This window comes from Allobosea sp. ASV33 (assembly GCF_016428755.1).
Classification (GTDB): Bacteria; Pseudomonadota; Alphaproteobacteria; order Rhizobiales; family Beijerinckiaceae; genus Allobosea.
In genome coordinates, this window is the sequence record NZ_JAELTI010000151.1 from 1 (window position 1) to 8511 (window position 8511).

The following is an 8511-nucleotide window of genomic DNA, read 5'->3' on the forward strand; positions in this document are numbered from 1 at the left end:
CATGGCGGAAGGCGGGCGCCAACGCCTCAATGCCACTTTCGCGGTCTCGATCACCGGCGTCGCTGGCCCCGGCGGCGGCAGCGTCGAGAAGCCGGTCGGCCTGGTTCATTTCGCCTGCGCCGGTCCTTCCGGCACGCGCCATCGCGAGCGTCGCTTCGGCGAGCAGTCGCGCGACGAGATCCGCCGGCTTAGCGTGCTGGAGGCGCTCGACCTGCTACGCGAGACGGTGCTGACCGGCCCCTAATCAGGCGCCGATCGCCGGCGCCGCGCCGCGGCCATAGACCAGCTCGGCGCGTTTCTCGAAGGCTTCGGCGAATTTGCGGAAGGCCTTGTCGAACATCGCGCCCATCAGCAGGCCGAGCATCCGGCTGGCGAATTCGTAGGAGATGAAGAACCCGACCTCGCAGCCCATCTCATGCGGCTTGAAGGTCCAGCGGTTCTCCAGGTAGCGGAACGGCCCGTCGACATATTCGACGAGGATCTTGAGATTGGCCGGATCGAGCGTGACGCGGCTGGTGAAGGTCTCGCGGATCGCCTTGTAGCCGACGCTCATATCGGCGAGCAGCACCTCGCCGCCACCCTCGCGCGGCGTGCGCCGGCGTACCGTCAGCCCCTCGCAGAGCGGCAGGAACTGCGGGTATGTCTCGACATCCGCGACAAGCGCGAACATCTGCTCGGGCGAGTGCCTCACCCGGCGGGTGCTGTTGAACATCGGCATCGAGAATGCGCCTTCTCAGCCGCGGCGGTTGTGGCCGATACCGATCTGGGCATCGCGCGCGGCCCGCAAACGGGCGAAATCCTCGCCGGCGTGATGCGAGGAGCGGGTCAGCGGCGTCGAGGACACCATCAGGAAGCCCTTGGCATAGGCGATGGTCTCGAAGCTCTTGAACTCGTCGGGCGTGACGAAGCGGATCACAGCATGGTGCTTGCGCGAGGGCGCGAGATACTGGCCGATCGTCATGAAGTCGACCTCGGCCGAGCGCAGGTCGTCCATGAGCTGGAGCACCTCGTTCCGCTCCTCGCCGAGGCCGACCATGATGCCGGACTTGGTGAAGATCGTCGGGTCGAGCTCCTTCACCTGCTGCAGCAGGCGCAGCGAATGGAAATAGCGCGCGCCGGGGCGCACCTTGAGATACTTGCCGGGCACGGTCTCCAGATTGTGGTTGAAGACATCGGGGCGGGCCGCCACGACCACTTCGAGCGCGCCCGGCTTGCGCAGGAAGTCCGGCGTCAGGATTTCGATGGTGGTGCCGGGCGAAGCCTTGCGGATGGCGCGGATCACGTTGGCAAAATGCTCGGCGCCGCCATCCTTGAGGTCATCGCGATCGACCGAGGTGATCACGACATGCTCGAGCCCGAGCTTGGCGACGGCTTCCGCGACCTTGCGTGGCTCTTCGAGGTCGAGCGGCTGCGGGACGCCGGTCTTCACGTTGCAGAAGGCGCAGGCCCGCGTGCAGGTGTCGCCCATGATCATGAAGGTGGCGTGCTTCTTCTCCCAGCACTCGCCGATATTGGGGCAGCCGGCCTCCTCGCAGACCGTGACCAGCTTCTCGGCCTTCACGATGGCCCGGGTCTCGGCCCATTTCGGCGAGCCCGGCGCCTTGACGCGAATCCAGTCCGGCTTGCGCAGGACCGGGTTCTCCGGCCGCTTCTGCTTTTCGGGATGACGGACTTCCGCGGCTTGCGCCTTCGGATTGCCGGCATTGGGCCGCGGATCGCGGTTCAGCAGGTCAAGAACAAGCGCCATAACAGGGTCCGGGCTTCAACAGCAGGAGCCGGCCAAGCCGGCTCCCTCTAGCTAATCCCCAAAGCGCTCCGCCGCAACTGCCGGCCCCGGCAAGAGAGCTTCACCTGCGACCGCGGGCCGCGTTCCAGATCACGATGACGATGACGGCGCCAGCGATCGCCGCGGTCAAGGTCCGCCAGAAGCCGAAGACCGGAATCTCCAGAAGTTCCGCGACCTTGGCGCCGACGAAGGAGCCGGCGACGCCGACGAGCATATTGGTGAAGAGCCCATGATCGGACGAGGTCAGGCGCTCGGCGATCCAGCCGGCGAGCAGGCCAATCAGCAGCGTCATGAAGAAGCCATAGCCCGGCTGGGCCATGGTAGCGGCAAAGCTTTCCATCGCGGATATCCCCCTAGCCATGCGCGGATGCGCGCGTCGTCAACGGCCCCGGCCGTCGCCGGTTCCGCCCGCGATGTTATCTCAGGCGATGAAGCGCGCCAGCAGGATGACGAGAATCGCACCGATGACCGCCATGCCGGCATCGTCGAGGAAGCCGTATCCGGTGTTCAGGCGCCAGCCGGTCAGGCGCACGATGCCCTGCCCGACCAGCATGCCGAGCACGCCGACGACCGCATGGCGGATCAGCCCGCCGCCTCCCACGATGAGGCTCGCGGCGAAGCCGATGACGGTTCCCGAGGCGACCGTCGGCACGATGACGCTCCAGTCGAGCGGCAGCGTCCGGCGCGGCGGCAGAATCTCGATTTCCTCGTCGCGGACGACGCGATCGGGCTTGGACGACTTGCGAGTGCGTGGCGGCATGGGCGCAATATGGAGCGCGATCAGGCGGACGCCAAGGCGATCCGACCCCCAATCGTTATGAATCAGCGCGCCATCGCACCCAACGCGGAAACGGAGGTTGCCGCCAGCGCACCGCTGAAACCGTGCCCGCCCCCGACGATCTGCACCTTCGCCGGCAAGCCGCGGGCCTGCGCCCTCGCAATATAGTCCGTCGCCAGCTCCGAGCGGGTGTTGTCGTCGGCCTGACCGGTGACGGCGACGATCGGCGTGCCGCCGGGGATGCCGGACACATAGTCGACCGGCGACTGGGCCGAGCCGGGCCGCCGGCCGCGGCTGGCATACCAGGCGGGCACGTCGCAGGGGCAGGAGGCGAGCACGAGACCGTTGATCAGGCCGGGATTGTTGCCGGCCACGACCCCGATCGTGCCGGCACCTCCCGAATGCCCGAGAGCCACCACGCTGCGGGCATTGTAGCGCTGCCTCAGCTCGCGGATCGCGCCGGCGACAGCGTTGTTGTTGCCCGAGTGGAACGTGTCGCGCCGGCCGTTGTCGGAACCGTCGCTGTGATGGCCTGTGCGGTCGTAATAACCGGGCCGCAGCAGGGCGACGGCCACTACGTTTTTGCGCCCGGCGGCGAATTGCCGAGCATAAGCGTACATGTAATCGGCCGGTCCGCCGGCCGAGACGTCGCCATGGACGAAGACGGCGAGCACGGGGCGCGCGCCAGCTGGCGCTGCGCCGAAAGCCTCATAGGCCAAGCCGTTGGCGCATTTGTCGCCCTCGCAGGCCAGGGCTCCGGCACTGCCGAACAGGGCAGCCGCGAGAACGGCGAGAAACCTCACACCCAAGCGCTGCATGACCGCCCCCGCCGCCATATCGCCAGCGGAGAGCCGGCTCCGCAGGCTCTCCGTTATCGTCGTTTGCCTCAGGCGTTCAGCACCTTGCCATAGGCGTCGAGCACGCTTTCCTTCATCACCTCCGACAGGGTCGGATGTGGGAAGATCGTGTGCATCAGCTCTTCCTCGGTCGTCTCCAGGTTCATGGCGACGACGAAGCCCTGGATCAGCTCGGTTACTTCCGGGCCGACGAGATGGGCGCCGAGAAGCTTGCCCGTTTTGGCGTCGAAGATCGTCTTGGCCAGGCCGCTATCCTCGCCGAGCGCCACGGCCTTGCCGTTGGCGACGAAGTTGAAGCGGCCGACCTTGATCTCGTGGCCGGCGGCCTTAGCCTTCGCCTCGGTCAGGCCGACGCTGGCGATCTGCGGGTGGCAATAGGTGCAGCCCGGAATCATCAGCTTGTCCATCGGGTGCGGATGCAGGCCCTTGATCGCCTCGACGCAGATCACCGCCTCGTGCTCGGCCTTGTGCGCCAGCATCGGCGGGCCGGCGACATCGCCGATCGCATAGACGCCCTTGACGTTGGTCCGGCAGAGATCGTCGATGACGATGCAGCCGCGATCGGTCTTCACGCCGAGCGTCTCGAGGCCGAGATTCTCGATATTGCCGACCACGCCGACGGCCGAGATCATGCGGTCCGCCGTGATTGTCTGCTTGCCGCCCTTCTCGTCCTCGATATGAGCGGTGACCGAGTCCGCGCCCTTTTCGACCTTGGTCACCTTGGCGCTGGTGATGATCTTCATGCCCTGCTTCTCGAAGGCCTTGCGGGCGAAGGCGCCGATCTCGGCATCCTCCACGGGAACGACCTGCGGCAGCACCTCGACGACCGTAACCTCGACGCCCATCGTCCGGTAGAAGGAGGCGAACTCGATGCCGATGGCGCCGGAGCCCATGACGAGCAGCGATTTCGGCATCTTCGCCGGGACCATCGACTCGAAATAGGTCCAGATCAGCTTGCCGTCCGGCTCGAGGCCGGGCAGCGCGCGCGGCCGGGCGCCGGTCGCGACGATGATATGGTCGGCGGTATAGGTGCCCTCGCCCTTGGCGTTCTTGGGCGGCGGCACCTGCGGCTGCATCGCCGGCTTCTTGGTCGGCGCGACAGCGATCGTGCCGGGCTTGGTCAGCTTGGCCTCGCCCCAGATCACATCGACCTTGTTCTTCTTCATCAGGAACTGGACGCCGTTGTTCATCCGCGCGGCGATGCCGCGCGACCGCTTCACGATCGCTTCCAGGTCGGCCTTGAACGAGCCTTCCAGCACAAGGCCGTAATCCTTGGCGTGCTGGCCGTAATGCAGGATCTCGGCCGAGCGCAGCAGCGCCTTGGTCGGGATGCAGCCCCAGTTGGAGCAGATGCCGGCAAGATGCTCGCGCTCGACGATCGCGGTCCTGAAGCCGAGCTGCGCGGCGCGGATCGCGGCGATATAGCCGCCGGGGCCGGAGCCGATGACGATGATGTCGTAGTCAGCCATGGTCTCTCTCCCGCCGCTCAGACCAGCATCGCCATGGGCTTTTCGATATAGCCCTTGAACGCCGCGAGAAGCTCGGCACCGAGCGCGCCGTCGACGGCACGATGGTCGGTCGAGAGCGTTACCGACATCACCGTCGCGACGGTCGGCTGGCCGCCCTTGACGATGACGCGCTGCTCGCCGGCGCCGACTGCCAGGATTGTCGCATGCGGCGGGTTGACGATGGCGGCGAAGTCCTTGACCCCGAACATGCCGAGATTGGAGACCGCCGTCGTGCCGCCCTGATACTCCTCGGGCTTCAGCTTGCGGGCCTTGGCGCGGGCCGCCATGTCCTTCATCTCGTTGGAGATCTGCGACAGCGTCTTGTGGCAGGCATCGCGGATGATCGGCGTGATCAGGCCGCCCGGAATCGAGACGGCGACGCCGACATCGGCATGCTTGTGCTTGAGCATGGCGTTCTCGGTCCAGGAGACGTTCGCGTCCGGCACGGCCTTGAGCGCCAGCGCCAGCGCCTTGATCACCATGTCGTTGACCGAGAGCTTGTAGGCCGGCTTGCCGTCCTTCTCCGGCGCCGCTGCATTGAGCTCCCCGCGCAGCTTGAGCAGCGCGTCGAGCTCGCAATCCACGGTGACGTAGAAATGCGGGACCGTCTGCTTGGCTTCGGTCAGGCGGCGCGCGATCGTCTTGCGCATACCGTCATGCGGGATTTCCTCATAGGAATCCGGCGCAAACAGCTTCTTGACTGCCTCGTCGGAGGGCCCGGCCGCGAGGGGGGCGGCAGCGGGCTTGGGCGCGGAGGGCGTAGCGGCGGGAGCCGCCGCAGGCGCAGCCTTGGCGCCGCCACCCTGCTTGGCCGCCTCGACATCCTTCTCGACGATGCGGCCATGCGGACCGGAGCCGGCGATCGCATTGAGGTCGAGCCCCGCGTCCTTGGCAAGGCGGCGCGCCAGCGGCGAGGCGAAGGCGCGGCCGCCGGTGGACTTCGCCGGAGCTGCCGCCGCGGCGGCCGGCGCTTCAGGCGCTTTGGCTGGCGCGGTCGCAACAGGAGCGGCTTCGGCTTTCGCAGGCTCGGCCTTGGCCGCCTCCGCTTTCGGCGCAGCACTCGCCGCCGGAGCGGAGACGCTCTTGGCGTCCTCGCCCTCGCCGGCGATCACGCCGATGATCTCATTGACGGCGACATCGGCCGTGCCTTCCGGCACCACGATCTTGGCGAGGATGCCCTCGTCGACCGCCTCGACCTCCATCGTGGCCTTGTCGGTCTCGATCTCGGCGATGATGTCGCCGGACTTGATGGTGTCGCCTTCCTTCTTCAGCCATTTGGCGAGATTGCCCTTCTCCATCGTCGGAGAGAGCGCGGGCATCAGGATGTTCGTCGGCATCGGTCAGCCCCTCTCAGCGATAGCAGACGGCCTTGGCCGCCGCGACGACCTCGCCGATATTCGGAAGCGCGAGCTTCTCGAGATTCGCCGCGTAGGGCATCGGCACGTCCTTGCCGGTGACGCGGGCGACGGGGGCGTCGAGATAGTCGAAGGCCGCCTCCATGATCTTCATGCCGATCTCGGCGGTGACGCCGGATTGCGGGAAGCCCTCCTCGACCGCGACGCAGCGGTTGGTCTTCTGCACCGAGGCGATGACGGTCTCGATATCCATCGGACGGATCGTCCGGAGGTCGATGACCTCGGCCTCGATGCCCTCCTTGGCCAGCGTCTCGGCGGCGCCGAGCGCATAGGTCATGCCGATGCCGAAGGAGACGATCGTCACGTCCGTGCCGGGACGCACCACCTTCGCCTTGCCGATCGGGATCAGGAAATCATCGCCCTTCGGCACGTCGAAGGACTTGCCGTAAAGGATCTCGTTCTCGAGGAAGATCACCGGGTTCGGGTCACGGATCGCGCTCTTCAGCAGGCCCTTCGCGTCGGAGGCGCTGTAGGGCATCACGACCTTGAGGCCAGGCACGTTCGAGTACCACGCCGCATAGTCATGGCTGTGCTGGGCGCCGACGCGGGCGGCCGCGCCGTTGGGACCACGGAACACGATCGGTGCGCCCATCTGACCGCCGGACATGTAGAGCGTCTTGGCGGCGGAGTTGATGATGTGGTCGATCGCCTGCATGGCGAAGTTGAAGGTCATGAATTCGACGATCGGCTTCAGGCCCGACAGCGCCGCGCCGACGCCAATGCCGGCGAAGCCATGCTCGGTGATTGGCGTGTCGATGACGCGCTTGGCCCCGAATTCCTGCAGCAGGCCCTGCGTGACCTTGTAGGCGCCCTGGTATTCGGCGACCTCCTCGCCCATGACGAAGACGTCCTTGTCGCGGCGCATCTCTTCGGCCATGGCGTCGCGCAGCGCTTCGCGGACCGTGGTGCTGACGATCTCGGCGCCGGCCGGAAATTCCGACGAGGAATCGTAGGCCTTGGCCTGGGCGGGAACGCTGTCCGGCTTGCTGGCCGCCGGCGCATCCTCGGTCTTGGGCGGAGCCTTCTCCTCAGCCTTGGGTTCTGCCGGCTTCTCGGGGGCGGCCGCCTTGCCGCCGCCGCTGGCCGCCGCCGAGACATCCTCGCCCTCGGCCGCGATCACGCCGATCGGCGTGTTCACCGCGACGTTCTCGGTGCCGTCGGCAACGAGGATCTTGGCGAGCACGCCCTCGTCGACCGCCTCGACCTCCATCGTGGCCTTGTCGGTCTCGATCTCGGCGATGATGTCGCCGGACTTGATCGCATCGCCCTCTTTCTTCAGCCACTTGGCCAGTTTTCCTTCCTCCATGGTTGGAGAAAGCGCAGGCATGAGAATGTCGATCGGCATGAACGCACCCGGATTCTAAGACGCGGGGAAAAGGATGAAGGCCGGCAGGCGCTGAGCGATCAGCTCTGCGGGGCTTCCAGCAGGATGTCGGTGTAGAGCTCCGACGGATCCGGCTCGGGATCATGCGTCGCGAACTCGGCGGCATCGTTGACGATCTCGCGCACCTTGGCGTCGATCGCCTTCAGCTCGTCTTCGCCGACCTTGAAGTCGCGGATCAGGCGCGCCCGAACCTGCTCGATCGGGTCGTGCTCCTCGCGCATGCGCTGGACTTCGTCCTTGGAGCGGTACTTCGCGGGGTCGGACATCGAGTGCCCGCGATAGCGATAGGTCTGCATCTCCAGGATATACGGCCCCTTGCCGGAGCGGGCATGCTCGATGGCCCGAAGCGCGGCCTCGCGCACGGCGCGGACATCCATGCCGTCGACCTGCTCGCCAGGGATGTTGAAGGAGACGCCGCGGCGGGAGAAATCGGTCTGCGCCGAGGCGCGGTTGACCGAGGTGCCCATGGCATAGCGGTTGTTCTCGATGACGTAGACGACCGGCAGTTTCCAGAGCTCGGCCATGTTGAAGCTTTCGTAGACCTGGCCCTGGTTGGCCGCGCCGTCGCCGAAATAGGTCATGGAGACCGTCTTGTCGCCGCGGTACCAGTCGGCGAAGGCGAGGCCAGTGCCGAGCGATACCTGCCCGCCGACGATGCCGTGGCCGCCGTAGAAGTTCTTCTCGCGGCTGAACATGTGCATCGAGCCGCCCTTGCCGCGCGAATAGCCGCCGCGCCGGCCGGTCAGTTCCGCCATCACGCCGCGCGATTCCATGCCGCAGGCC

Annotated in this window: 10 protein-coding genes; 1 reads left to right on the forward strand and 9 read right to left on the reverse strand. The window is 66.6% G+C overall.

Annotated elements, in window-relative coordinates:
* The coding region (locus JHD80_RS25885) for a CinA family protein (RefSeq protein ID WP_199093281.1) at nt 1-244 on the forward strand (244 nt) is incomplete at its 5' end.
* Here JHD80_RS25885 and JHD80_RS25890 read toward each other — a convergent pair.
* The 9 genes from JHD80_RS25890 to JHD80_RS25930 all read right to left on the reverse strand — a co-directional run.
* The gene (locus tag JHD80_RS25890) at nt 245-718 is read right to left on the reverse strand and encodes a type II toxin-antitoxin system RatA family toxin (protein WP_199093283.1); all 474 of its coding nucleotides are present in this window, start codon (nt 716-718) and stop codon (nt 245-247) included.
* A gap of 15 nt (nt 719-733) precedes the next feature.
* Entirely contained in the window at nt 734-1747 is a 1014-nt protein-coding gene (lipA, locus tag JHD80_RS25895) for a lipoyl synthase (RefSeq protein WP_199093284.1), read from the reverse strand.
* 100 nt (nt 1748-1847) lie between these two features.
* The gene (locus tag JHD80_RS25900; RefSeq protein ID WP_199093285.1) at nt 1848-2126 is read right to left on the reverse strand and encodes a GlsB/YeaQ/YmgE family stress response membrane protein; all 279 of its coding nucleotides are present in this window, start codon (nt 2124-2126) and stop codon (nt 1848-1850) included.
* Between the two features lie 81 nt (nt 2127-2207).
* Nucleotides 2208-2546, reverse strand: coding sequence for a GlsB/YeaQ/YmgE family stress response membrane protein (locus JHD80_RS25905; protein ID WP_199093286.1), 339 nt, complete (start codon nt 2544-2546; stop codon nt 2208-2210).
* Nucleotides 2547-2608: 62 nt separating this feature from the next.
* Nucleotides 2609-3382 (reverse strand): alpha/beta hydrolase family protein, encoded by a 774-nt coding sequence (locus JHD80_RS25910; RefSeq protein ID WP_199093287.1) that lies wholly within the window; start codon nt 3380-3382, stop codon nt 2609-2611.
* Nucleotides 3383-3450: 68 nt separating this feature from the next.
* A complete protein-coding gene (gene lpdA / locus JHD80_RS25915) occupies nt 3451-4890 on the reverse strand; it encodes a dihydrolipoyl dehydrogenase (protein ID WP_199093288.1) in 1440 nt (479 codons plus the stop codon).
* A 17-nt stretch (nt 4891-4907) separates the two neighbouring features.
* Complete coding sequence (locus tag JHD80_RS25920) at nt 4908-6266, reverse strand: pyruvate dehydrogenase complex dihydrolipoamide acetyltransferase (RefSeq protein ID WP_199093290.1); 1359 nt, start codon at nt 6264-6266, stop codon at nt 4908-4910.
* Between the two features lie 13 nt (nt 6267-6279).
* The gene (locus JHD80_RS25925) at nt 6280-7689 is read right to left on the reverse strand and encodes a pyruvate dehydrogenase complex E1 component subunit beta (protein WP_199093293.1); all 1410 of its coding nucleotides are present in this window, start codon (nt 7687-7689) and stop codon (nt 6280-6282) included.
* 59 nt (nt 7690-7748) lie between these two features.
* On the reverse strand, nt 7749-8511 hold a 763-nt coding region (locus JHD80_RS25930; RefSeq protein ID WP_199093295.1), incomplete at its 5' end, for a thiamine pyrophosphate-dependent enzyme.

What these genes read in the sequence shown, in the direction of transcription:
- JHD80_RS25890 (WP_199093283.1), bottom strand. Translation starts at nt 718, where the DNA reads ATGCCGATGTTCAACAGCACCCGCCGGGTGAGGCACTCGCCCGAGCAG.
- lipA (WP_199093284.1), bottom strand. Translation starts at nt 1,747, where the DNA reads ATGGCGCTTGTTCTTGACCTGCTGAACCGCGATCCGCGGCCCAATGCC.
- JHD80_RS25900 (WP_199093285.1), bottom strand. Translation starts at nt 2,126, where the DNA reads ATGGAAAGCTTTGCCGCTACCATGGCCCAGCCGGGCTATGGCTTCTTC.
- JHD80_RS25905 (WP_199093286.1), bottom strand. Translation starts at nt 2,546, where the DNA reads ATGCCGCCACGCACTCGCAAGTCGTCCAAGCCCGATCGCGTCGTCCGC.
- JHD80_RS25910 (WP_199093287.1), bottom strand. Translation starts at nt 3,382, where the DNA reads ATGCAGCGCTTGGGTGTGAGGTTTCTCGCCGTTCTCGCGGCTGCCCTG.
- lpdA (WP_199093288.1), bottom strand. Translation starts at nt 4,890, where the DNA reads ATGGCTGACTACGACATCATCGTCATCGGCTCCGGCCCCGGCGGCTAT.
- JHD80_RS25920 (WP_199093290.1), bottom strand. Translation starts at nt 6,266, where the DNA reads ATGCCGACGAACATCCTGATGCCCGCGCTCTCTCCGACGATGGAGAAG.
- JHD80_RS25925 (WP_199093293.1), bottom strand. Translation starts at nt 7,689, where the DNA reads ATGCCGATCGACATTCTCATGCCTGCGCTTTCTCCAACCATGGAGGAA.